This window comes from Streptomyces sp. TOM-9, assembly GCF_056858595.1.
Genome location: NZ_JBXEQB010000001.1, coordinates 6,073,726 through 6,096,399, shown reverse-complemented (window position 1 = coordinate 6,096,399; position 22,674 = coordinate 6,073,726). Strand labels below are relative to the sequence as shown.

The following is a 22,674-nucleotide window of genomic DNA, read 5'->3' as shown; positions in this document are numbered from 1 at the left end:
GGCCCCGCCCGCGGTCACTTCAGGGCGACCGCGTCGGCGGCCGAGGTCACCTGGGCCGTCGTGGTCGTGCCCGGGAAGAACCAGCGCCAGTTGCCCGCCGCGGTGGCGGTCACCTTGGTGCTCAGCGAGCCGTTGCTGCTCGTGGTCGCCGTCTTGACGGTGCTCCACTTCGTGGAGCCCGCCTTCTTGAACTGCAGCTTCACGGGCTGCCCCGCGTAGCCCCAGTACTTCAGGCTCTGCCAGCTCGCCCGCGTGAGCTTGCCCTTGACGGTGAGCTTGCCGCCCTTGGCGACCGGCTCCGGGCCCGCGTCGGTGGTGAGCACCGAGGCGCGCTTCACCTTGAACCGGGCGATGTCGTCGCTGATCCAGTAGTCACGGTCGTTCGCGTGCACCGTGGCGTCGACCCGCCAGACACCCGCGACCTGGTTGGCGTTCCAGTCCGGATCGCCCACCACCGACGAACGGATCGACGTCGGGTCGATCAGCAACGTGGCCGTGCACACCGACGTGGTGGCGCTCTTCTTCACGCAGCGGGTGTCGAACGCGTCGGCGGGGCCCCACCCGTTGGCCGTGTTGAGGGCACCCACCCGCGAGACCTTCTTGACCCCCGAGTTGTCCCTGATCGTCATGACGATCGGGAACTCGACGGCCTTCTTCGTCCCGACGATCACATTGGTGCCGTGGTCCACCACGGTCTTGATGACCCGGATGTCCCCCCGCCCCTCGGCGTGCGCGACCGGCGCCGTCAGGACCACCATCGCCGCAGCACCCGCCGCCGCGGCCGTCAGCGCTCTGTGTCGCATGTCCCTCCCCTGCTCGTCCCCGGCGCGATCATGCCGGGGGACGAACAGGTTAACGGCAGGAACCGATCAGTCGTTCGGGACGGTCTCGTACTTCGGCGTCAGCTCCGCCATCTGCTTCAGCGCGTCCTTGCGGTCCCGCTTGGAGAGCCGGTCGATGTAGAGGTACCCGTTGAGGTGGTCGGTCTCGTGCTGCAGGCAGCGGGCGAAGAAGCCCTTGCCCTCGATGACGACGTCGTTGCCGTGCAGGTCCTGGCCGCGGCAGACCGCGTAGTCGGGGCGCGGCAGTTCGGCGTACGCGCCCGGCACGGACAGGCAGCCCTCGTTGCCGTCGTCCAGGACGCGGCGCTCGGCGGGAAGGTCGTCGACGACGGGGTTGACCACGTGGCCGACGTGGCGGACGCCGTCGTCGTCCGGGCAGTCGTACACGAAGACCCGCAGGGGCACGCCGATCTGGTTGGCGGCGAGGCCGACGCCCTCGGCGGCGCGCTGGCTGGCGAACATGTCGTCGATCAGCGTGGCCAGCTCGTCGTCGAAGGACGTGACCGTCTTGCACGGCTGGTGCAGCACCGGGTTGCCGACGACCGTGATGGGGCGGACGGTGCCGCGCTCGCGGTGGGCGGCCTCACGCTCCTCCGCGTCCGTCACGTCGTCGGTGAATGCGGTCTGCTCGGTCTCCTGCTGCGACATGGTCCGTCGTACGCCTTCCTGGGGCCTTCTCCAAAGCTCAATAGCCCATCAAGGGTACGTGCCCGCGACGGTGTCAGCAGACCTCTTCGAGATCACGCCAGTCCCGGGTGTCCGGACTGTCGGCGACCCAGCTGTCCAGCAGCCCGCGCACCAGGCCGACCGGGGCGGCGATGCCGCACTCGCGCTCGGGGGCCCACAGGGCGCCGGGGGTGCGGTGGCTGAGGTGGCCCGGGTGACCGGGTTCGCCCTGGTCGTGCGGGTCGCGGGAGGCGTCGGAGCCGTCGTCGGTCGGCATGCGGCTCTCGGAGCAGGTGCGGCAGAGCAGCCGTACGGAGGACGACCAGTCCTCGGCGGCGTACCCGGCGTCGGCGGCGAGCTGCTCCAGGGCGTCGCGGTCCGACTCGGTCGCCGCCTCCAGCAGGACGAGCCAGGTCGGCACCGGCGAGGGCGCCCACAGCTCGATCTCGTCGAAGACGGGGTACGTGGCGCCGCCGGCGGTGCGCCGCTCGCCGTGCGGGACGCCGTCGTGGAGCACGACCTCGCCCCAGCGGCGGCCGGAGGACGGCAGCGGGATGCTCAGCACCTCGATGCGGGCCGGGTCGATCCGGCGGCCCCAGACCACCTCGGCCTCGCCCTCCGGGGAGAGCCGCACCGCCGAGCTGCCCAGCTCCATCTCGACGGGGCCGGTCCCTGACGCGTCGGGCCGCAGCCCGTACGCCTGCCAGGCGCGGCGGGCGAGCGGCCAGTCCTGCAGTGCGGTGGCGGCGATGCCGACGTTCCACCAGTCGGGGGCGCCGGGCGCGCGGTCCAGCAGGGCGACGGCCCGCAGGCCGGTGGTGCGGGCCTGCTCCCAGTCGTGCCGGAACTTGTGCAGCAGCGCGAGGTTGTACCAGGACTCCGAACGCCAGGGCTCCAGGTCGGCCGCACGGATCAGCAGCGCACCGGCGTCCTCGTACCGTCCGTCGCTGATCAACGTGAACGCCCGGTCGGTCGCCTGCCGCCACGTGGCGGAGGGCCGGTGCCGTGCCCTGCCGAAGATCCTCAAGGTGTCCCGCCTGCCGTTCGCTTTCGCTGGTGCCCCACGGTGCCCCGTCCGTCCCCCCACGTCCCGTGCTCAGCGGTGCTCATCAGTCCTCCTTGCCATCGGCAGGGCCTGTCACACACGGCCGGGCGCGTCGGTTTGGCAGCATCGCCGCCATGGTGCGCCTCTTGAGCGCTCTGCGCCCCTGCGGGCATCCAACCATGCCCCTTGGTGCGCCCGCTCATTACCGGTGGGTTCACTGCCCGGCCCGGGCAACGACCCTGGTCAGCGCCTCGACCACGCGAGGGTCGTATTCGTGCGCGGTATCGAGGCGTAACCGCTCCAGCGCCTGCAGCCCCCGGCCCACGGCGGTGCCGCCTCCGGCCAGGTCCTCGTAGGCGTTGGCCGTACGCACGATGCGTCCCGCGAGCGGTTGCTCCCGGTACGGATCGGCCTGTCCCTCCACGATCCGCGCGACTTCCTCGGGCGCACCCGTCCGGCGTACGACCTCCGCGCCGAGCAGGGCGATGCGGCGCCGTTCCACCTGATCGAGGGACGAGGTGGCACCGCCGGGCACGGGGTCGACGAGGGAGAGCTGGCCGATGTCGTGCATCAGCGCGGCGTGCTCCAGGGCCGCCAGCGACCGTCCGCCCAGGCCGAGTTCCCGTCCCATGGCGTGGCTGAGCTCGCTGACCCGGCGGGCGTGCCCCACCGGGGTGTAGCCGGCGACCTCGGTGGCCCGGGCCAGCGAGGCGATGGTCTCCCGATGGGTGGCCCGGATCGCCGCGTGCCGCCGGAAGGCCGTCTGCGTCAGCAGCAGCGGCACCCCGCACACGGGCAGCGCCCACAGCCCGGCCGCCTGCTCGGCCTGCGCCAGCACGACCCCGCCGGCGCACACGGCGGAGCCGACGCCCGGCAGGACGGCCAGTTCGTCGCGGAGGACGGAGGCGAAGGGATGCCCGGTGCGGGCGGCGCCCAGCACGGCGGCCAGCACGGCGTCGCACAGGATCGTGCTGGCCAGCAGGAGGACGGCGTAGCCCGGATGGCCGCCGCTGCCGCCGTAGAGCGGCTGCCCGGTCGCCGCGGCGAACGCCACCGTCAGCACGCGCCGTGCCGCCGCGTCCCGTGGCGCGCCCCTCAACTGCCCGGCGACCACCGCGGCGGCGGAGACCGCCACCACCACCGCCACCGCCTCGGCCGCGAGCAGCGCGTACGCCAGGGCCCCGGCGAAGGCGACGGGGGCTGCCTCCCGTCCCTCGGGCTCCGGGATCCGGAAGGCTTCGCCGACCACGACCAGCGCCCCGAACGCGGCGGCCGCCGCGGGATCGGCGACGCCGTGCGACGCCGTCCAGACCAGGGCGGCGCCGCCCACGGCGAGCGCGACCCCGTGGACGGCGAGCACGACGAAGGGCGTGCGTCTGCGACGGCGCCGGTGGTCGCCGCCTCCGCGGCGTCCGGTGGCGCTCACGGGCGCGGCTCGGGGGTACGGCCGGGCGGGGCCTCGCGGCGGGCGTGGCGCCGGGTCTGCGCGGGGGCGAAGGGTTCCGGCTCGTCGGCGGTGACCGCCGGGTTCCAGCCGTCCCGCCGGACGGCGCGGATCAGGGCCTGCACCATGAGGGGGTCGAAGTGGCTGCCGGCGCAGCGGCGCAGCTCCCCCAGGGCGTCGTCGACTCCGCGGGTGGCCTGGTAGGCCCGCGTGGAGGTCATCGCGTCGAAGGCGTCCGCGACGGCCACCAGCCGCGCCGAGGACGGGATGGCCTCGCCGGCCAGGCCGTACGGGTAGCCCGATCCGTCGAGGCGTTCGTGGTGGTGGAGGATCGCGGTGCGGGCGTCGTCGAGGAAGGCGATGCCGCGCACCATCTCGTGGCCGTAGCCGGGGTGCAGCTCGATGATCCGCCGCTCCTCGGGGGTGAGCGGGCTGTCCTTGCGCAGCACCCGGGTGGGCACCCCCAGCTTGCCGATGTCGTGCAGGATGCCGGCCAGCCGCAGGGCCTCCACCCGCTCGGGCGGCAGTCCGATCTCGCGGGCGATCAGTGCCGACGCCCGGCCGACGCGCTCGCTGTGGCCCCGGGTGTAGCGGTCCTTGATCTCCACGGCCTGCACCAGCGCCCGCACCGTGGCCTGGTGCGCGGCCCGCTCGCGGCGCGCCTGGCCGACGACCCAGCGCGCGATGTGCGTCGGCAGCAGGGCGAGGACCGCGGCCACCGCCCCGTACGGGCCCTGCCAGAGCACCGCGGCCATGAGCCCCACCAGGCCGTAGGTGAGGTGCGGGGCGAGCGGTTCGAGCAGGGCCTCCCGGAAGGCCACGGCCGGGGCGGTGCGCTCGGCGGTGATCAGCACGCCGGCGGTGAGGGCGGCGGAGTAGAGGCAGAAGGCGAGGACGGCCGCCAGCGCGGGCACCAGCAGTCCCGGCAACCGCGCGAAGTCGCCTTCCCCGAAGGCGTGCCGGACCTGGGCCGCGGCGGCCGTGGCCAGGGCGAGCTGCGCGGCGTGCCAGACCCGGCGCACCGGGCCCGGCTCGCCCCGGACCGGCGCGAGGAGGCCACCGGGCACGGCGACGAGTGCGGCCGCGCCCGGGGGAAGCAGGAGCGCGGCCGCGAAGAGCACCGGGGGCAGGGACGCCCCCGTCCGTTCCCCTGCCGCGTAGACCACCGCCAGCACGGCCGCGGTCGCCCAGGGAGTGCCCTCGTGGGGGCCGGTGACGAGGGCGCCGCACGCCGACACCACGACGAGCGGGATGTACACCCGCGCCGCCGCGGGGAGCATCCGGACCGTCCGCTTCGCACGCACCCCACCGAGGCTAGGGGCGCGGCCGTCGCGCGGTGGGCGAGCGGCCGCGATTCCCGCCTTCGGGTGATCCCGGGTGGCTTGCCTGTACGGGCTGCGTCAGCCGGCCGGGAAACCGGTCGGCGTGCTGCCGCCGTCCGCGGGCTCCGGCACCGGCGCCACCTCGCCCGCGCGGATCAGCTCGATCCGCGTGAGCACCTTGGACCGCAGGTCCGTGGGCACGTCGTCGTGCCCGCAGCAGCGCTTGACCAGCTTCTTGACGGCCTGCTCCAGGCCGTACTTCTCCAAGCAAGGGTGGCACTCGTCGAAGTGCTGCTTGAACTTGGCGCAGGCGTCGTCGGACATCTCGTTGTCCAGGTACTCGTAAAGATGTTCGAGTACCTCGGAGCAGTCCGTCTCATGCGGGTTGCCGCAGCTCATGTGCCCGAGCCCTTCTCATCTCCCGCGCCCGCCGGGACGAGCCCGCGCTCCCGCGCGTAGTCCTCCAGCAACGAACGCAGCTGCCGCCGCCCCCGGTGCAGACGGGACATCACCGTACCGATGGGGGTTCCCATGATGTCGGCGATCTCCTTGTAGGCAAAGCCCTCGACGTCCGCGAGATAGACCGCGATCCGGAATTCCTCCGGGATCGCCTGCAGCGCCTGCTTCACGTCCGAGTCGGGAAGGTGGTCCAGCGCCTGGGACTCGGCGGAGCGCAGACCCGTCGACATGTGCGACTCGGCGCGGGCCAGCTGCCAGTCCTCGATCTCCTCCGTGCCGCTGCGCTGGGGCTCGCGCTGCTTCTTGCGGTAGGAGTTGATGAAGCTGTTGGTGAGGATGCGGTACAGCCACGCCTTCAGGTTGGTGCCCTCACGGAACTGGTGGAACGACGCGTACGCCTTCGCGTACGTCTCCTGCACCAGGTCCTCGGCATCGGCCGGGTTGCGGGTCATGCGCAGCGCCGCCGAGTACATCTGGTCCAGGTACTCCAGGGCGTCCCGCTCGAAGCGCGCGCTGCGCTCGACGTCGGACTCCGGAGTCACCTGCACCTCAGGCACCTCGGACGGGCTGTCGTCGTTGCCGCTGACCGGACCCACCTCCTCCACGACGGTCACGGGGCCGTAAGCGGACCCCACGCCATCGGAGGATATCCCGGGCGGGATCGGCGCGCTGTTCCTGTCCGCCCCGCCCATCGCCGGCCACTCCGGCCACGACAGGTAGGGCGCCTCGGCACGGGCGCGGCACTCGGCTCTGACCATCCGGCTGCCTTCCTCACTGTGCGTACGTTCTTTCGCGTGGACGACTCGCACAACACGGGTCGCGCACCGCTCATTCCCGAAGCGGGGGCAGTTCCTCCAGCCAGCCCAGCACCGCGTCCGTGATGACGCTGAGTGCTGCCTCCTGGGTGAGGTCCGCGGACTTCGGCACGGCGAACCCGTGGTCGCCGTGCGGCACCTCGACCGGCTCGTACCCCTCCGGGAACTCGTCGGGGCGGCCGAAGGGGTCGCGCCCGCCCTGCAGGGCCAGGACCGGCACCCCGGCGCCGGTCAGCTCGCCGGCCCGGGACTTCTCCGGCTTGCCCGGCGGGTGCAGCGGGAAGGACAGCGCCAGCACCGCGACCGCGCCCAGCTCCACCGCCGTACGGCAGGCCACCCGGGCCCCCGCGCTGCGGCCGCCGGCGACGACCGGCAGGCCGGGCCGGGCCAGTGCGGGCCACAGCGCCGTCCACGCGGTGTCCAGGGTCTTCGGCGCGGGCGCCACCTTCTTGCCGGCCACCCGCCAGGGCTGCTCCACCAGCGCGACCGTCCAGCCGCGCGGCGGCAGGGCACCGGCCAGGGCCTGCAGGTCACGGGCCTCGACGCCGCCTCCCGCACCGTGGCCCAGCGCCACGACGGCGCGCGGCCGGCGGGCCCGGTGCCAGAGGACACGGGCGTCCCCCACGGGCGTCGGCACGGTCTCCATGATCTCGCTCACAGCGGCCAGTCTGGCACCGCGGGCGGTCAGAACAGGGTCGCCTCCTCGGGCGCCTCGATCGGCTCGACCAGCTCGGGCCCGTTGTTGCGGACGTTGCTCACCTCGGTGCGCACGGGGTACGCCCGCAGCAGGCCGGGCCGCGGCGGCACGAGCAGGCCGCGCAGGTCCGCGACGTCGGTGCGCGCGGGGTCGAGCCAGTCGTCCCAGTGCTCCGGGGTGATCCACAACGGCATGCGCGGGTGGATCTCGGCCAGGGAGCGCGGGCCGCCGGGGCGCTCGTCGGCGTCGGCGAAGGGCTCGGTCTCGGCCTCGGTGGTGATGACGGTGCAGGTGACCCACCAGGCGCGCGGGTGCTCGTCGGGCAGGGTGCGGTCGCGCCAGAACTCGTACAGCCCGGCCATCGCGAAGACCGAGCCGTCGACGGGGGTGACGAAGTACGGCTGCTTGCGGGGCCGCTTCTTCCTCCCCTCCTCCTCCAGCTGCCGCTCGTCCCTGCCGGTGACCCACTCGAAGTAGCCGTCGGCGGGCAGCAGGCAGCGGCGCGAGGCGAAGGGGCGCCGGTAGGAGGCCTTCTCGTGCACGGTCTCGGCCCGGGCGTTGATCATCTTCACACCGACGTCGGGCGTCTTGGCCCAGCTCGGCACCAGCCCCCAGCGCAGGGTGCGCAGCTGGCGCACGATCTCGCCGGTCTCCTTGTCGGGCCGCTCCAGCACCGCGTAGGTGCTGTCGGTCGGCGCGACGTTCCAATTGGGGTCCAGCGCCTCGGTGGGATCCCATTTCCGCACGTCGAAGAGCCCGACGAGATCCTCGGGCCCCCGGCTCGCTGCATATCGACCGCACATGAGTGCCAGATTGCCACGGCGCGGACACAGCCGGCCGTCGTATGGTGCGGAACCGTGCAGCTCTTCGACTCCATCTTCGGCACCCAGCCCGCGCCCTCCCCCTGGCTGGTCGGCGCCACGGCGGCCGTCGCCCTCGCCGCGGTGCTGCCGCACGTCCTGTGGCGGCTGTCCCGCAACGCGATCACGATCGCCCACGAAGGCGGCCACGGCCTGGTCGCCCTGCTGTCCGGACGCCGTCTGCAGGGCATCAGGCTGCACTCGGACACCTCGGGCCTGACCGTCTCCCGCGGCAAGCCGTACGGCCTCGGCATGATCCTCACCGCGGCGGCCGGCTACACCGCGCCGTCCCTGCTGGGCCTCGGCGGGGCCCTGCTGCTCGCGGCGGGGCACATCACCGCACTGCTGTGGGGGGCGACGGCCCTGCTCCTGGTGATGCTGGTGATGATCAGGAACGCGTACGGGGTGCTGACCGTCCTCGTGACCGGCGGCCTCTTCCTGCTGGTGTCCTGGCTGACCGAGCCCGGGGTCCAGGCGGCCTTCGCCTACCTGGTGGTGTGGTTCCTGCTGTTCGGGGGCGTACGGCCGGTCCTGGAGCTCCAGCGCAAGCGGCGCGGTGGTGCGGCGCCCGGATCGGACGCGGACCAGCTGGCCCGGCTGACGCACACCCCGGCGGCACTGTGGATGCTGTTGTTCTACGCGGTGGCGCTGCTGTCGCTGTTCGGCGGCGGCCGCTGGCTGGTGGGTCTGTAGGCCTTGCGAGCGGGTATCTGTTTCCTTCAGGTTTCGTCCGCTTTGTGAGCGATTCGCCTTCTCCTTGAGCCACTACGCTGGGGGCCATGACCGGTAACCCCGCGCACACCGCCCTGTGGCCCGCGCCGCTCGCGTCCGCCCCCGTCCAGGCGACGGTCACCGTGCCCGGATCCAAGTCGGTCACCAACCGCGCCCTGGTGCTCGCTGCGCTCGCCTCCGAGCCGGGCTGGCTGCGCCGCCCGCTGCGCAGCCGCGACACCGTGCTGATGGCCGACGCGCTGCGCACCATGGGCGTCCAGATCGACGAGGTGGTCAATCCCTACGGCGGCGAGGCCTGGCGGGTCATCCCGGCGGGGCTGCACGGTCCGGCCTCCGTCGACGTCGGCAACGCCGGCACGGTCATGCGGTTCCTGCCGCCGGTCGCCGCACTCGCCGACGGCCCGGTGCACTTCGACGGCGACCCGCGCAGCCACGAGCGCCCGCTGAACGGGGTCATCGACGCGCTGCGCACCCTGGGCGCCCGCATCGACGACGAGGGCCGCGGCGCACTGCCGCTGACCGTGCACGGCGGTGGGGCGCTGGACGGCGGGCCGGTGTCGGTCGACGCGTCCTCGTCCTCCCAGTTCGTCAGCGCCCTGCTGCTGTCCGGCCCCCGCTTCAACCAGGGTGTCGAGGTGCGGCACACCGGCCCGACGCTGCCGTCGCTGCCGCACATCAAGATGACCGTGGAGATGCTGCGGCACGCCGGGGCCAAGGTCGACACCCCGGAGAACGGCGGCGAGCCCGACGTGTGGCGGGTCGACGCCGGCGCGCTGCTCGGCGTCGACCTCACCGTCGAGCCGGACCTCTCCAACGCCCAGCCCTTCCTCGCCGCCGCGCTGGTCACCGGCGGCCGTGTGGTCATCCCCGACTGGCCGCGGCGCACCACCCAGCCCGGTGACGCGCTGCGCGAGCTGTTCACCCGGATGGGCGGTTCGTGCGAGCTGACGGACACGGGCCTGGTCTTCACCGGCTCCGGCCGGATCCACGGCATCGACGCCGACCTGTCGGACGTCGGCGAACTCACGCCCGGCATCGCGGCGGTCGCCGCGCTCGCCGACTCCGAGTCCGTGCTGCGCGGCGTGGGGCACCTGCGTCTGCACGAGACCGACCGGCTGGCCGCGCTGAGCAAGGAGATCAACGAGCTCGGCGGCGACGTCACCGAGACCGAGGACGGACTGCGCATCCGGCCGCGGCCGCTGCGCGGCGGTGTCTTCCACACCTACGAGGACCACCGGCTGGCCACCGCGGGCGCCGTCCTTGGCCTCGCCGTCGACGGCGTCCGGGTCGAGAACGTCGCGACCACCGGCAAGACGCTCCCCGACTTCCCCGAGATGTGGACGGCCATGCTGGGCACGGCACCGGCGGCCTCCGCGTCCCCCGTGCGGGCCTGAACCATGCGGCGCTACGGCAAGCACACCGACGAGGACGACGTCCGGGTCCGCCCGAACCGCAAGGGCAACCGCCCCCGCACCAGCATCCGGCCCAAGCACGAGGACGCCGAGGAGGGCTTCGTCCTCACCATCGACCGCGGCCGCATCACCTGCCTCGTCGAGGACCGCACGGTCACCGCGATGAAGGCCCGCGAACTGGGCCGCAAGGGCATCGCGGTCGGCGACCGGGTGGGCATCGTCGGCGACCTGTCCGGCGAGAAGGACACGCTGGCGCGCATCGTGCGCGTCGAGGAGCGCAGTTCGGTGCTGCGCCGCACCGCCGACGACACCGATCCGTACGAGCGGGTCGTCGTCGCCAACGCCGACCGGCTCGCCATCGTCACCGCCCTCGCCGACCCCGAGCCGCGCCCCCGGCTCATCGACCGCTGTCTGGTGGCGGCGTACGACGCCGGGCTCGAACCGCTGCTGGTGCTCACCAAGTCCGATCTCGCCTCGGCGGAAACGCTGCTGGAGACGTACGCGCCCCTGGGCGTCCCCTACGTCGTCACCAGCCACGAGCACTTCGACGCCGACGCGACGGCGGCCGTCCGCGAGCACCTCAAGGGCCGGATCACCGCCTTCGTCGGCCACAGCGGCGTCGGGAAGACCACCCTGGTCAACGCCCTGGTGGAGCGTCAGCGCGCGACCGGCCTCGTCAACGCGGTCACCGGACGCGGCAGGCACACCACCACCTCGGCGCTCGCGCTGCCGCTCAGCGGCGCGGAGGGCTGGGTCATCGACACCCCGGGGGTGCGCTCCTTCGGCCTCCACCACGTCGATCCGTCCCGGGTCATCCACGCCTTCCCCGACCTGGAGCCGGGCACGGAGGACTGTCCGCGGGCCTGCAGCCACGACGAACCCGACTGCGCGCTGGACGCCTGGGTCGCCGACGGGCACGCGGAACCCGCCCGGTTGTTCTCGCTGCGGCGGCTGCTCGCGACGCGTGAGCGCAAGGAAGGGGACTGAGACCCCATTTCCGGGCATGCTGTGTGATGATCGCTCATCGACAGACGGAAACGGGAGGGCGTTCGATGGCCTGGCTCCTCGTGGTGGTCGCTGGACTCCTCGAAACCGGCTTCGCGGTCTGCCTCAAGCTCTCCCACGGGTTCACCCGCCTGTGGCCGACCATCGCGTTCTGCGCCTTCGCACTCGGCAGCTTCGGCCTGCTCACGCTCGCCCTGAAGAAGCTGGACGTCGGGGCCGCGTACGCGGTGTGGACGGGCATCGGGGCGTCCGGGACCGCGATCTACGGCATGGCCTTCCTCGGCGACGTCGTCTCGACCCTGAAGCTGATCTCCATCAGCCTGGTCGTCCTGGGCGTCATCGGGCTCCAGCTCTCCGGCTCCACCCATTGACCGCCCCGGCCGGTCCGCACCGGGGCCGCGCCGCGCCCGTCACCAGCCGCGCTGGAGCAGCCCCCGGACCAGCCGGGCGACCCGCCGGCACGCCTCCTCGTCGGAGGCCGCGGGTGCGACGACGTAGGAGACGGTGACGCGCACCGCGGTCTCACAGGCCCAGTCGGCCTCGGCCCGGTCGACTCTGGGGAAGCGCCGCCCCAGCACGGTCGCGGCGCGCGCCCGGAAGCCGTCGAGGAGTTCGGCCGGGGCGAGCGGGGCGTCGTCCCTCCGCTGCCGCCGGCCCGGCAGCCGCGGCACCGGCACCGGCACGACGGCCGCCGCCGGGACCCGGTCCCCGCGGCAGCCGGTGAGGACCGCGCGCACCAGCGGGCTGCGGCGGGCACTGTGCAGGGTCCAGGCGGTCGCGGCGGCGAAGCAGTCGCCGGCGTCGGCGCCCTGCCGCCCGGCGGCGTCCAGGGCGCGCTCCACGCCCGCCAGGAACGCCTCCGCCTCCCGCCGCGCCAGGGCTCTCGCGAGCCCCTCCTTGGTGCCGAACTCGTTGTAGAGGGTCTGCCGCGACACCCCGGCCGTGGCCGCGACGTCGACCATCCTGATCGTCGCCCACGAGCGGTCGCCCAGAGCGGACAGCGCCGCGTCCAGGAGTGATTCACGCGCTGTCGGCACGATCGCCTCCAAGCGGTCTCAAGCGGGTCTCGAGCGGTCTCCACCGGTACCGGGCGGCCTCAGGGGCTGTGGGCCAGAATTGACGGGCCGTCGGTCCGTGTCAACCCTCCCCGCGTACCCTGCGTGACCTCGACCTGCCGCGATCGATACTGTTCGCTCCATGCCGGACTTCAACGACGATCTGCGCCTCGCCCACATCCTTGCCGACGCCGCCGACGCCGCCACCATGGAGCGCTTCAAGTCCCTGGACCTCAAGGTCGAGACCAAGCCCGACATGACGCCGGTCAGCGAGGCGGACAAGCGCGCCGAGGAACTGATCCGCAGTCAGCTCGGACGGGCCAGGCCGCGCGACGCCGTGCTCGGCGAGGAGTACGGCACGGAGGGCAGCGGTCCGCGGCGCTGGATCGTCGACCCGATCGACGGCACCAAGAACTACGTCCGCGGGGTGCCGGTGTGGGCCACCCTGATCGCGCTCATGGTGCGCGGGGAGCGGGGCGACGAGGGCGTGGTCGGCATGGTGTCCGCGCCCGCCCTGGGGCGCCGCTGGTGGGCGGTGAAGGGCGGCGGGGCGTACACCGGGCGCAGCCTGTCCTCGGCCACGCGGCTGCGGGTGTCGCAGGTGAGCCGGCTGGCGGACGCCTCCTTCGCGTACTCCTCGCTGAGCGGCTGGGAGGAGCAGGGCCGCCTGGACGGCTTCCTCGACCTGACCCGGTCCTGCTGGCGGACGCGCGCCTACGGTGACTTCTGGCCCTACATGATGGTCGCCGAGGGCGCCGTGGACATCTGCGCCGAGCCCGAACTCAGCCTGTGGGACATGGCGGCGAACGAGGTGATCGTCCGCGAGGCCGGAGGGCGCTTCACCAGCCTGGACGGGACCGCGGGACCGTACGGCGGGAACGCGGCGGCGTCCAACGGGCTGCTGCACGAGGACATGCTCGACTTCCTGAACCGCCCGTAACCGACCGACCCCTCACACTACCGATCACCCTCCGCGCGCCCCTTGCTGCGGACCGCGGCGCATGTGAACATGAGAATGCGTGAGCTTGTGCATTTGTGAAACGGTTCTCAAGACGGCCACGACGCAGCCCGAGGGGTATCCCATGCTCGTACGCGACGCCATGAGTACGGTCGTTCTCACGGTCGGTCCCGCCCACACCCTCCGCCAGGCCGCCCGGCTGATGTCCGCCCGACGGGTGGGCGCGGCGGTGGTACTCGATCCCGACACCTGCGGTCTCGGCATCCTGACCGAGCGCGACATCCTCAACGCCATCGGTGCGGGGCTCGACCCCGACCACGAACTCGCCGCCGCCCACACCACCACCGACGTGGTCTTCGCCGCGCCCCGGTGGACCCTCGAGGAGGCGGCCGCCGCGATGGTACGCGGCGGCTTCCGGCACCTGGTGGTGCTGGACGACCGCAACCCGGTCGGCATGGTCTCCGTACGCGACATCGTGCGCTGCTGGCAGCCCGCGCGCGCCCTGGCCGGCTGACGGCCCGGACATGGATCGGAGGGGGCCGGGTGCCTGGACGCACCCGGTCCCCTCCGGGTCTGTGGGACGGACGCCCGTCAGCCGCGCAGGGCTCGGACGGCGGCCTCCAGCCGCTTGCCGAAGTCCTCGTCGGCACGGCGGAAGTTGCCGATCGCGCGCTCGGCGATGTCGTCGCGCGACACCTTGGCGATGAATCCCGAGAGGTTGGCGACCAGGCGCTCCTTCTCCTCCTCCGACATCAGCCGGTAGAGGTTGCCCGCCTGCACGAAGTCGTCGTCCTCGGCGTGCGAGGGAGCCTCGTGGTTGCCGGTGTACCCGGCGACCGCGGTGGCCGACCACAGGGGACGGCCGGTCTGCGCCGGGCCGCCGAAGCTGTTCGGCTCGTAGTTCCTGGCCCCGCCGTGGCGGCCGTCGTAGAGCGCGCCGTCGCGGCCGTGGGTGCGCGCCTCGGTCGCGTGCGGGCGGTTCACCGGCAGGTGGTCGGCGTTGATACCGACGCGGTAGCGGTGGGCGTCACCGTAGGCGAAGAGCCGGCCCTGCAGCATCTTGTCCGGGGACGGGCCGATGCCGGGCACGAAGTGCGCCGGGGAGAAGATCGACTGCTCGACCTCGGCGAAGATGTTCTGCGGGTTGCGGTTGAGTTCCAGCCTGCCGATCTCGATCGGCGGGTAGTCCTCGTGCGGCCACACCTTGGTGAGGTCGAACGGGTTGAAGCGGTAGGCCGCCGCCTCTGCCGCGGGCATGATCTGCACCTGCACGGTCCAGCTCGGGAACTCGCCGCGCTCGATGGCCTCGCGCAGGTCGCGCTGGTGGGAGTCCGGGTCCTCACCGGCGAGCCGGTTGGCCTCCTCCTGGGTGAGGTTCTGGATGCCCTGGTCGGTCTTGAAGTGGTACTTGACCCAGAAGACCTCGCCGGCCTCGTTGTTCCACTGGTAGGTGTGCGAGCCGTAGCCGTTCATGTGGCGGTAGCTCGCCGGGATGCCGCGGTCGCCGAACAGCCAGGTCACCTGGTGCGTCGACTCGGGCGACAGCCCCCAGAAGTCCCAGACGTTGTCCGCCTCCTGGGACCCGGTGTACGGGTCGCGCTTCTGGGTGTGGATGAAGTCGGGGAACTTGATGGCGTCCTTGATGAAGAACACCGGGGTGTTGTTGCCGACGAGGTCGTAATTGCCCTCCTCGGTGTAGAACTTCACCGCCCAGCCGCGCGGGTCGCGCACGGCGTCCGCCGCACCCAGGTTGCCGGCGACGGTGGAGAACCGCAGGAAGGTCTCCGTCTGCTTGCCGACCTCGGAGAGGAACGCCGCCCGCGTGTACTTCGTCACGTCGGCGGTCACCGTGAAGGTGCCGTAGGCGCCGGCGCCACGGGCGTGCACCACGCGCTCCGGGATGCGCTCGCGGTTGAAGTGGGCGAGCTTCTCCAGCAGCTGCTGGTCCTGGACCAGGACCGGTCCCCCGGGGCCCGCGGTCTCGCTGTTCTGGTTGTCCGCGACCGGGGCGCCCGCCTCCGTGGTCAGCGGGCCGGTCTCCTGAACCGTCACGTGCTTCTCCCTGGGTTGGTGCTGTGCCGTGGCTTACGCCGGAAGCGATCCTACGATAGACAGAGTCCAAGTCAAGAAGAGCCCCAAACTCGTACCCGGTCGGAACACGGACCGTCACTGTTAAGCTGTTGCCATCCCACTGATAGGTGAAATGGAATGAGTGACCTGCTGGAACGACTGCGCGGCCGCGGATGGCGCATGACCGCGCAGCGGCGCGTCGTGGCCGAGGTCCTGGACGGCGACCACGTCCACCTGACCGCCGACGAGGTGCACGCCCGCGCGGCGGCGAGACTGCCCGAGATCTCCCGCGCGACCGTCTACAACACCCTGGGCGAACTGGTGTCGCTCGGCGAGGTCATAGAGGTCGCCACCGACGGCCGCGCCAAGCGCTACGACCCCAACGCCCACCGCCCGCACCAGCACCTGGTGTGCTCCAGCTGCGGCACCGTCCGGGACGTCCACCCGCACGGCAACCCGCTGGCGGACCTGCCCGACGCGGAGCGTTTCGGGTTCACCGTCTCCCAGGTCGAGGTCACCTACCGGGGCCTGTGCCCCGCCTGCGCCTGACGCTGCGCGGCCCGCCGCACGCGTTCCGCGGCCTTCCGCACCCCCTGCTCCGGCCGGGTGCGCCCCACCCACACCGTCTCCACCGGCACCTGGCCGGCGACCTTGGAGAGCGCCTCGAAGGCCTCCCTGGCCACCCCGGGGTCCGGATCCACGGCCAGCGGCGCCAGCTGCCGCAACAGCCCCTCCCGCGGGACGAGCCGTCCCGCGGCGCGCACCGCGGCACGGCGCACCACGGGCGGCCACGGAGTGCGCACCTCACGGGCCAGCCGCAGCAGCAGCGGCGCGTCCGAGGCGTCCCCGCACTCCCCCAGCCCCGTCACCAGCCCGGCCACCAGCCGCGGCGGACTCTGCGGGCCGCAGCGCAGCAGCTGCCTGCGGTACGCCAGTGCCGGGGGTTCTCCCCTGCTGTACAGCCGCCAGCGGGCCTGGGCGCGGACGATCCGCGCCGGGTCGGCCAGCGGCGCGGTCAGCCGGGCCGCCGGCACGTCGTCCGGCAGCGCCGCGACCGCCAGCTCCCGCACGGCCGCCGAGCGGGCCCACAGCAGCCGCCCTGCCTGGTCCGGGTCCATCTGCAGCAGCCGCTCGGCGCACAGTCTGCGGCACACCTGGTCCGGGTCGCGCAGCGCCGTGCGCACCAGGTCCCCGCGGACGAACTCGCCGAGTTCCAGGGCCAGCTCGACCCCGAAGCGCCGGGTCAGCGGGTCCGTGTCGGCGGCCAGCGCACGCACCGCCCGCCGTGCCTCGGGCGCCGCCAGCACCCCGCGGTACGCCTCGGGGGTGTGCGTCGCCCGGCTCCGTCCGCGCAGCCTCAGCAGCAGCCGTACGGCCGCGGCGGCCTCGTCCGGGGCGGTACGGCGCAGCAGCGCCTCCAGGGCCCGGTCGCGAACCTGGTCCACCCAGTCCGCCGTCCGCAGCGCGAGGGCGGAGGCCACCAGCGGCCCGCCGTGCACCGCCAGCTCCTCCACGGCGGCCTGCCGGATGCGGCCGTCCCGGTCCATCGCGGCCAGCAACAGGCGCAGCGGTTCACTGTCGCCGGGCGCCGGGGGCGTGCCCTCCTGCACCCGGGCGGCACGGTCCAGCAGCAGCCACAGCCGGGGCGGCGCCGCGGCCAGCGCCTTGAGCGCCGCCGCGCGGTCGTAGGCGGCCTCCTCGTCGTCGGCGGCGCCGCGCAGCTCGCGCAGCAGGCCCTCCGCCTCCGCGGCCGCGCACAACCGACCCCACCGCGTCACATCCCTGAGTTCCGTCGGCTGCCGCTTACGCCGCCTGCGCAGCAACCCCGCCTCCTCGCGCCGCCTGAGGGCCTGTCCTCAGGATCGCGCGCCGGCGCCGGTGGGCCCAGGATCGTCGGCACCCTTTTGCCCGAACCATGCCTGGCCTATACCCAACGCATACGAGAAGGCCCGGAAGCCATGGCTTCCGGGCCTTCTCTTCAGTAGCGGGGACAGGATTTGAACCTGCGACCTCTGGGTTATGAGCCCAGCGAGCTACCGAGCTGCTCCACCCCGCGTCGTTGTGTCTTCAGACTACCCTCCCGGCGCTGAGCAGCGCAAATCGCTTCTCACGCGGACAGCTCGTGCTCCAGGGCGTCGGTCAGCCGGGCGGCCCGCTCGGCCACCTCGGCGGGGCCGCACTCCACCGCGCGGGCGCACCACGCCTGGGCGTCCGCGAGCTGTCCGTGCCGTGCGGCCAGCAGGGCCAGCCGCAGCGCGGCGCGTCCGTGGCCCGCGTCGGCGGCACGCGTCCACCACAGGGCGGCCTCCGGCTCCGCGCCCTCGCGGGCGAGGAGCAGCCCGAGGTTGAAGGCCCCGTTGCGGCTGCCGCCCTCGGCGGCCTCCCGGTACCAGTGGGCGGCGTCCACGACGTCCCCGCGCTTGGCGGCACACATGCCGAGCCGCACCTGGGCACGGCGGTGCCCCTGGCCAGCGGCGCGTGCGTACCACTCCTCGGCCTCGCCCTCGGCCTCCTGCGTGCCCTGCGCGTCCAGCAGCGCACCGAGCCGGAAGGCGCCCTCCGGGCTGCCGCCGCCCGCCGCGCAGCGCAGGTGGCGCTCGGCGCCGTGCGCGTCACCCTCCTTCTGCAGGGCGATGGCCACCTGGAGCGCGGCCTCGCCGTGACCGCTGGCCGCAGCGCGCTCGTACCAGCGCCGCGCGGTGGCGTCGTCGCCCCGCCCGGCGTACAGGATGCCGAGGTTGAAGGCGGCGTCCACGCTGCCCGCCTCCGCCGCCTTGGAGAACCAGGGCTCGGCGCCCGCCGCGTCGCCGCGCTGCAGCAGGAGCACGGCGAGCGCGTTGGCCGCCTCGCGGTGCCCGGTGTAGGCGGCCTTGCGGTACCACTGCTCGGCCTGGGCCGTGCGGCCCTGACCGGCGCAGAGCAGACCGAGGTTGAAGGCGCCGTTGATGTCCCCCGCCTCGAGCGCGGCCCGGTACCACCGCTCGGCGGTCTGGGTCTCGCCCTCCTGGGCGTGCAGCGCGCCCAGGGCGTTGGCGGCGTTGCCGTCGCCGGCGTTGGCGGCACGCCGCCACCAGGTGGCGGCCCCGTCGACGTCACCGGCGTCGCGCAGCAGGAAGCCGAGCGCGCAGGCGGCGCGCGGCTCTCCGTCGCGGGCGGCGGTCAGGTACCAGCGCTTGGCCTCCTCGAACTCGCCGCGCTCCTCCAGGAGCGTGCCGAGGCGCAGGGCGGCCCTGCGGTGCCGGCGGGCGGCGGCCTGCCGGTACCACTGCTCGGCCTCGCGCTCCTCGCCGCGCTCGGCGCAGATGCCGGCGAGCCGGTAGGCGGCCTCGCGGTGGCCGTGCTCGGCGGCGGCGTGGAACCAGCGCTCGGCACCGACGTCGCGCCGGTGGTCCAGGAGGTCGGCCAGCGCGTACGCGCCCAGGGTGTGCCCGGACTCGGCGGCCTGGCGCAGCCAGTACTCCGCGCCGGGCTCGTCGCCGCGCTCGCGGAAGTGCCGGCCGAGCGCGTGCGCGGCCGCGGCGGAACCGGCGACCGCCGCGATGCGCCACCAGGCGGCGGCCTCGTCGGCGTAGCCGCGCTGGTGCAGCAGCAGGCCCAGGTTGTTGGCGGCCGGGCGGTCCCCTCCGGCGGCGGCGCCGCGCAGATGGGGCTCGGCGCCCTCGAGGTCGCCGCGGCGCAGCAGCAGGGTGCCCAGGACGCTCATGGCCCCGATGTCGCCGTGCTCGGCGGCCCGCCGGTGGCGCGCCTCGAGTTCGGCCTCCTCGCGGGCCTCCAGGGTCTCCTCGTCCGGGAGGTCGGACTCGATGAGGCGCTCCTCGTCGAGACCGCCCACCCGCGGACCGGGCAGCAGGTCGGCGACGGCCGGCACCAGCGCGGCCCCGGCCGCGGGCACGGTCGTCCGCCCCGCGGACCCGGGATCCCGGATCTGACGAGTCTTCAGCAGCCTTGCACCATCCCCCATGAGGTCCATCGTCGCATCACCCGTACCCGCAGTACACCTGGTATGCGGCAAACCTGCAGAGTTCAGCCGATCCCAGTTGGTCACTTCGTAGGTCACTACAGCGTTTTGTCGACTTCCCGACATGATGCCAACCGAAACCTCTGCGGTACCAGTTCCCCCCCTACAAGTGAAAGGGCCCGGAGTCTATTGACTCCGGGCCCTCTCCAACAGTAGCGGGGACAGGATTTGAACCTGCGACCTCTGGGTTATGAGCCCAGCGAGCTACCGAGCTGCTCCACCCCGCGTCGGTGGAACAACAGTACCACGACGCGGGGTGGGCCCCGTCAGCCCTGCCCGCCCGCCTGCTGCTCGGCCTCCTGGGCCCGCTTCAGCGCGTCGGCGAGATCCTTCTGCGCCTGGCCGTACGCGCCCCAGTCGCCCTCCTTGAGCGCCTTCTGGCCCGCGTCGTACGCCTGCTGGGCGTCCTCCAGGGCCTGGGCGACCGTCGGATTGCCGGAGGCCGGCGGCTGGGTGCCCCCGCCCGTCTCCGGTGGCGTCTCGGGCGTGCCGCCGTCCGAGCCGAACACGGCGTCGAGCGCCTGCGCGAGCGTGTCCTCGAACTCGGTCTGGCCGCCGTAGCTCACCAGCACCTTCTTCAGCAGCGGGTAGTTGGTGCCCGCGCCGCGGACGTAGACCGGCTCGACGTACAGCAGCCCGCCGTCGAGGGGCACGGTCAGCAGGTTGCCGTACTCGACCTCCGAGTCACCGCCCTTGAGCAGCCTGATCTTCTCCGCCACGTCGGGGTCGGAGTTGAACTGGCTCTGCACCTGCTGCGGTCCGGACACCGTGGTGTTCGACGGCAGCTTCAGCACCCTGATCGCGCCGTACTCCGGACTCTTCGCGTCCGCGTCGACCGCCATGAAGGCGCTGAGGTTCTCGCGCTTGTTCGGCGTGAAGGTCGTGGTGAGCGAGAACGCCTGGTCGTTCTGGCCGGGCATCTTCAGGCTCAGGTAGTACGGCGGCACCGACTTGCCGGTCTTGGCGGCCGGGTCGTTGGGAACCGCCCACACCTCACTGCCGCTGTAGAAGGTCGACGCCTTGGTGACGTGGTAGCGCGTCAGCAGCTCGCGCTGCACCTTGAACAGGTCCTGCGGGTAGCGCAGATGCGCCATCAGCGCGTCGTCGATCGCCGTCTTGGGCTCGACCGTGTCCGGGAAGGCCTTCATCCAGGTCTTCAGCACCGGGTCCTCGGTGTCCCACTGGTAGAGCGTGACCTTGCCGCTGTACGCGTCGACGGTCGCCTTCACCGAGTTGCGGATGTAGTTGACCTGGTTCTGCTGCGCCAGCACGGCGCGCTGCCCGTCGGTCAGCGAGTCCGCGGTGGTGTCGCCCAGCGTCGTGCGCGACGAGTACGGGTAGCCGTTGCTCGTCGTGTAGGCGTCGACGATCCACACGATCCGGCCGTCGACGACCGCCGGGTAGGAGTCGCCGTCGATCGTCAGCCAGGGCGCGACCGCCTCGACCCGCTCCTTGGGCATGCGGTTGTACAGGATCTGCGAGTCGTCGCCGACGGCGCCGGAGTAGAAGATCTGCGGCTCGCCGAAGGACACCGCGTACGCGAGCCTGGTCACCGGGTTCTTCAGGCCGACGCCGCTCTTGGCGGTGTACGTGTACGGCTTCTCGCCGCTGTCGTCGGTGTAGTCGATCTCCGGCGTGGTCTTGTCGCCGACGATCGACCACTGCTTGGTCTGCTCGCCGTAGTAGATCCGCTGCTGGTACGTCCCGAGGTCGCCCTTGGTGGGCAGGTTGTACTCGGTGAAGTCCGGCTCGCCGCTGGCGGTCGTGGTGGTGCCCTTGGCCGCCACCATGCCGTAGCCGTGCGTGTACTTGAAGTGGTCGTTGATCCAGCTGTGCTGCGGGATGCCCTCGAGGTTCAGCTCCCGCAGGCCCACCACGGTGTCCTGCTCCTTGCCGTCGATCGTGTAGCGGTCGACGTCGAGCGTGGACGGGAACGCGTAGTAGCCGCGCACCTTCTGCAGCTGCTGGTAGGTCGGCGAGACCACGTTCGGGTCCAGCAGGCGGATGGACGCCGCCGTGTCGGCGTCGCTGCGCAGCTTCTCCTTGCCGTCCCCGCTCGTGCCCGAGTAGTCCGTCACGTCGGCGTGGTCGATGCCGTACGCCTCACGCGTGGCGTCGATGTTCTTCTGGATGTACGGCTGCTCCTTGGCGGCCTCGTTCGGCTGCACCTGGAACTTCTGCACGATCGCCGGGTACAGGCCGCCGATCAGGATCGCCGACAGCACCATCAGGCCGAAGCCGATCAGCGGCAGCGACCAGGTGCGCCGCCACAGGGTGGCGAAGAACAGCAGCGCGCAGATGATGGCGATGGCGAACAGGATCGTCTTCGCCGGCAGGTAGGCGTTGGCGTCCACGTAGCGCAGACCCGTCCAGTCGCCCGACCTGAGGTTGCCGGACTTCACCGCCAGCGAGTAGCGGTCCAGCCAGTACGCGACGGCCTTCAGGGTGACGAACAGGCCCAGCAGCACCGACAGGTGCCCGGTCGCCGCCGCCGTCGCCCGGCCGCCCGGGGAGGTGAGCCGCAGGCCCCCGTACAGGTAGTGCACCAGCGCCGCCGCCAGCAGCGACAGCACGACCGCCGCGAAGCCGAAGCTCAGCAGGAAGCGGTACCAGGGCAGGTCGAAGGCGTAGAAGGAGATGTCCACGTGGAACTGCGGGTCCTTGGTGCCGAACGACGTGGAGTTCGTCCACAGCAGCCATGTGCGCCACTGGCTGGAGGCGGAGGCTCCGGCGATCAGCCCCACGAGCGCGCAGACGGTGAGCAGCACCCACTTCTTGTAGGGGGCGATGCCCATCCGGTAGCGGTCGAGGCTCTGCTGCTCCATCGACATCGCGCTGAGCGGCGGCCGGAGCCGGTGCGCGAGGTACACGTTGACGCCGACGGCCGCGGCCATCAGCAGGCCGAAGACGAAGAACAGGCCGATCTTGGTCCACAGGGTGGTGGTGAAGACCGAGGAATAGTGGACGGAGCGGTACCAGAGCCAGTCGGTCCAGAAACCCGAGAACATGACGAAGGCCATGGCCAGCACGGCCAGGACGCCCAGGGTCATGAGCAGTGTCCGGGCTCGCCGCGACGGGCGGCCCACTCTGATCCGCGGCCCGTGCGGACCCCCGCCGCGGTCCGGCATCTGGAATACCAAGGTGCGCACCTCGAAGTGTCGGTCTCCGTCGGACGCCCTACCGGCGCCCACTGATGCAACTTACTCAGCGTTTACTCAGTTCCCCAAGGCTCCCGATTGGGGATGCGGGTCACAGAACAGGCAGGATGTTGAGC

The 22,674-nt window shown here is 72.6% G+C and carries 21 protein-coding genes and 2 tRNA genes; 7 read left to right on the top strand and 16 right to left on the bottom strand.

The window, feature by feature from the left end:
- Positions 1-14 precede the first annotated feature (14 nt).
- From AC1VWI_RS28575 to AC1VWI_RS28535, 9 genes are all read right to left on the bottom strand, one after another.
- Entirely contained in the window at positions 15-803 is a 789-nt protein-coding gene (locus AC1VWI_RS28575) for a hypothetical protein (RefSeq protein ID WP_499513866.1), read from the bottom strand.
- Between the two features lie 66 nt (positions 804-869).
- The gene (gene def / locus AC1VWI_RS28570; RefSeq protein ID WP_499513865.1) at positions 870-1,490 is read right to left on the bottom strand and encodes a peptide deformylase; all 621 of its coding nucleotides are present in this window, start codon (positions 1,488-1,490) and stop codon (positions 870-872) included.
- 73 nt (positions 1,491-1,563) lie between these two features.
- The gene (locus tag AC1VWI_RS28565; protein ID WP_499513864.1) at positions 1,564-2,535 is read right to left on the bottom strand and encodes a tetratricopeptide repeat protein; all 972 of its coding nucleotides are present in this window, start codon (positions 2,533-2,535) and stop codon (positions 1,564-1,566) included.
- 232 nt (positions 2,536-2,767) lie between these two features.
- Positions 2,768-3,979 (bottom strand): HD-GYP domain-containing protein, encoded by a 1,212-nt coding sequence (locus AC1VWI_RS28560; protein WP_499513863.1) that lies wholly within the window; start codon positions 3,977-3,979, stop codon positions 2,768-2,770.
- Entirely contained in the window at positions 3,976-5,277 is a 1,302-nt protein-coding gene (locus AC1VWI_RS28555) for an HD-GYP domain-containing protein (protein WP_499516939.1), read from the bottom strand. The genes AC1VWI_RS28560 and AC1VWI_RS28555 overlap by 4 nt, the downstream gene beginning before the upstream one ends.
- Before the next feature lie 120 nt (positions 5,278-5,397).
- Positions 5,398-5,718 carry a mycothiol system anti-sigma-R factor gene (gene rsrA, locus AC1VWI_RS28550; RefSeq protein ID WP_499513862.1) on the bottom strand — a complete coding sequence of 107 codons (321 nt, stop codon included), beginning with the start codon at positions 5,716-5,718 and terminating at the stop codon, positions 5,398-5,400.
- On the bottom strand, positions 5,715-6,374 hold the full coding sequence (locus tag AC1VWI_RS28545; RefSeq protein WP_026251453.1) for a sigma-70 family RNA polymerase sigma factor: 660 nt from the start codon (positions 6,372-6,374) through the stop codon (positions 5,715-5,717). The genes rsrA and AC1VWI_RS28545 overlap by 4 nt, the downstream gene beginning before the upstream one ends.
- Positions 6,375-6,606: 232 nt before the next feature.
- Positions 6,607-7,239 carry an alpha/beta hydrolase family protein gene (locus AC1VWI_RS28540; protein WP_499516938.1) on the bottom strand — a complete coding sequence of 211 codons (633 nt, stop codon included), beginning with the start codon at positions 7,237-7,239 and terminating at the stop codon, positions 6,607-6,609.
- Positions 7,240-7,277: 38 nt separating this feature from the next.
- Positions 7,278-8,093: an SOS response-associated peptidase gene (locus AC1VWI_RS28535; RefSeq protein WP_499513861.1), complete on the bottom strand. Its 816-nt coding sequence runs from the start codon at positions 8,091-8,093 to the stop codon at positions 7,278-7,280.
- Positions 8,094-8,147: 54 nt separating this feature from the next.
- On the opposite strand from AC1VWI_RS28535, the gene AC1VWI_RS28530 reads away from it, so the two are divergent.
- The 4 genes from AC1VWI_RS28530 (at position 8,148) to AC1VWI_RS28515 (ending at position 11,670) form a co-directional block, all read left to right on the top strand.
- On the top strand, positions 8,148-8,843 hold the full coding sequence (locus AC1VWI_RS28530; RefSeq protein WP_499513860.1) for a M50 family metallopeptidase: 696 nt from the start codon (positions 8,148-8,150) through the stop codon (positions 8,841-8,843).
- Positions 8,844-8,929: 86 nt separating this feature from the next.
- On the top strand, positions 8,930-10,276 hold the full coding sequence (gene aroA, locus AC1VWI_RS28525; RefSeq protein WP_499513859.1) for a 3-phosphoshikimate 1-carboxyvinyltransferase: 1,347 nt from the start codon (positions 8,930-8,932) through the stop codon (positions 10,274-10,276).
- A gap of 3 nt (positions 10,277-10,279) precedes the next feature.
- Positions 10,280-11,281 (top strand): ribosome small subunit-dependent GTPase A, encoded by a 1,002-nt coding sequence (gene rsgA / locus AC1VWI_RS28520; protein WP_499513858.1) that lies wholly within the window; start codon positions 10,280-10,282, stop codon positions 11,279-11,281.
- Positions 11,282-11,346: 65 nt separating this feature from the next.
- On the top strand, positions 11,347-11,670 hold the full coding sequence (locus tag AC1VWI_RS28515; RefSeq protein ID WP_361798116.1) for a DMT family transporter: 324 nt from the start codon (positions 11,347-11,349) through the stop codon (positions 11,668-11,670).
- A gap of 39 nt (positions 11,671-11,709) precedes the next feature.
- On the opposite strand, the gene AC1VWI_RS28510 is transcribed toward AC1VWI_RS28515, so the two are convergent.
- Positions 11,710-12,336, bottom strand: coding sequence for a TetR/AcrR family transcriptional regulator (locus AC1VWI_RS28510; RefSeq protein ID WP_499513857.1), 627 nt, complete (start codon positions 12,334-12,336; stop codon positions 11,710-11,712).
- A 160-nt stretch (positions 12,337-12,496) separates the two neighbouring features.
- Between AC1VWI_RS28510 and hisN the strand changes: the two genes are divergently transcribed.
- Together hisN and AC1VWI_RS28500 are read left to right on the top strand one after the other, a co-directional pair.
- Entirely contained in the window at positions 12,497-13,294 is a 798-nt protein-coding gene (hisN, locus tag AC1VWI_RS28505; protein ID WP_499513856.1) for a histidinol-phosphatase, read from the top strand.
- 142 nt (positions 13,295-13,436) lie between these two features.
- The gene (locus tag AC1VWI_RS28500; RefSeq protein WP_499513855.1) at positions 13,437-13,826 is read left to right on the top strand and encodes a CBS domain-containing protein; all 390 of its coding nucleotides are present in this window, start codon (positions 13,437-13,439) and stop codon (positions 13,824-13,826) included.
- Between the two features lie 77 nt (positions 13,827-13,903).
- On the opposite strand, the gene AC1VWI_RS28495 is transcribed toward AC1VWI_RS28500, so the two are convergent.
- Entirely contained in the window at positions 13,904-15,364 is a 1,461-nt protein-coding gene (locus AC1VWI_RS28495; protein WP_499513854.1) for a catalase, read from the bottom strand.
- A gap of 156 nt (positions 15,365-15,520) precedes the next feature.
- On the opposite strand from AC1VWI_RS28495, the gene AC1VWI_RS28490 reads away from it, so the two are divergent.
- Positions 15,521-15,931: a Fur family transcriptional regulator gene (locus AC1VWI_RS28490; protein ID WP_499513853.1), complete on the top strand. Its 411-nt coding sequence runs from the start codon at positions 15,521-15,523 to the stop codon at positions 15,929-15,931.
- Here AC1VWI_RS28490 and AC1VWI_RS28485 read toward each other — a convergent pair.
- The 5 genes from AC1VWI_RS28485 to AC1VWI_RS28465 all read right to left on the bottom strand — a co-directional run bounded on the left by AC1VWI_RS28485 (position 15,901) and on the right by AC1VWI_RS28465 (position 22,549).
- Entirely contained in the window at positions 15,901-17,160 is a 1,260-nt protein-coding gene (locus tag AC1VWI_RS28485) for a hypothetical protein (protein WP_499513852.1), read from the bottom strand. The two genes, AC1VWI_RS28490 and AC1VWI_RS28485, sit on opposite strands and share 31 nt — an antisense overlap.
- A 204-nt stretch (positions 17,161-17,364) precedes the next feature.
- Positions 17,365-17,438 (bottom strand) — tRNA-Met (locus tag AC1VWI_RS28480).
- Between the two features lie 51 nt (positions 17,439-17,489).
- Positions 17,490-19,352 carry a tetratricopeptide repeat protein gene (locus AC1VWI_RS28475; RefSeq protein WP_499513851.1) on the bottom strand — a complete coding sequence of 621 codons (1,863 nt, stop codon included), beginning with the start codon at positions 19,350-19,352 and terminating at the stop codon, positions 17,490-17,492.
- Between the two features lie 201 nt (positions 19,353-19,553).
- A tRNA-Met gene (locus tag AC1VWI_RS28470) sits at positions 19,554-19,627 on the bottom strand.
- A 39-nt stretch (positions 19,628-19,666) separates the two neighbouring features.
- A complete protein-coding gene (locus AC1VWI_RS28465) occupies positions 19,667-22,549 on the bottom strand; it encodes a UPF0182 family membrane protein (RefSeq protein WP_499513850.1) in 2,883 nt (960 codons plus the stop codon).
- Between the last annotated feature and the right edge of the window lie 125 nt (positions 22,550-22,674).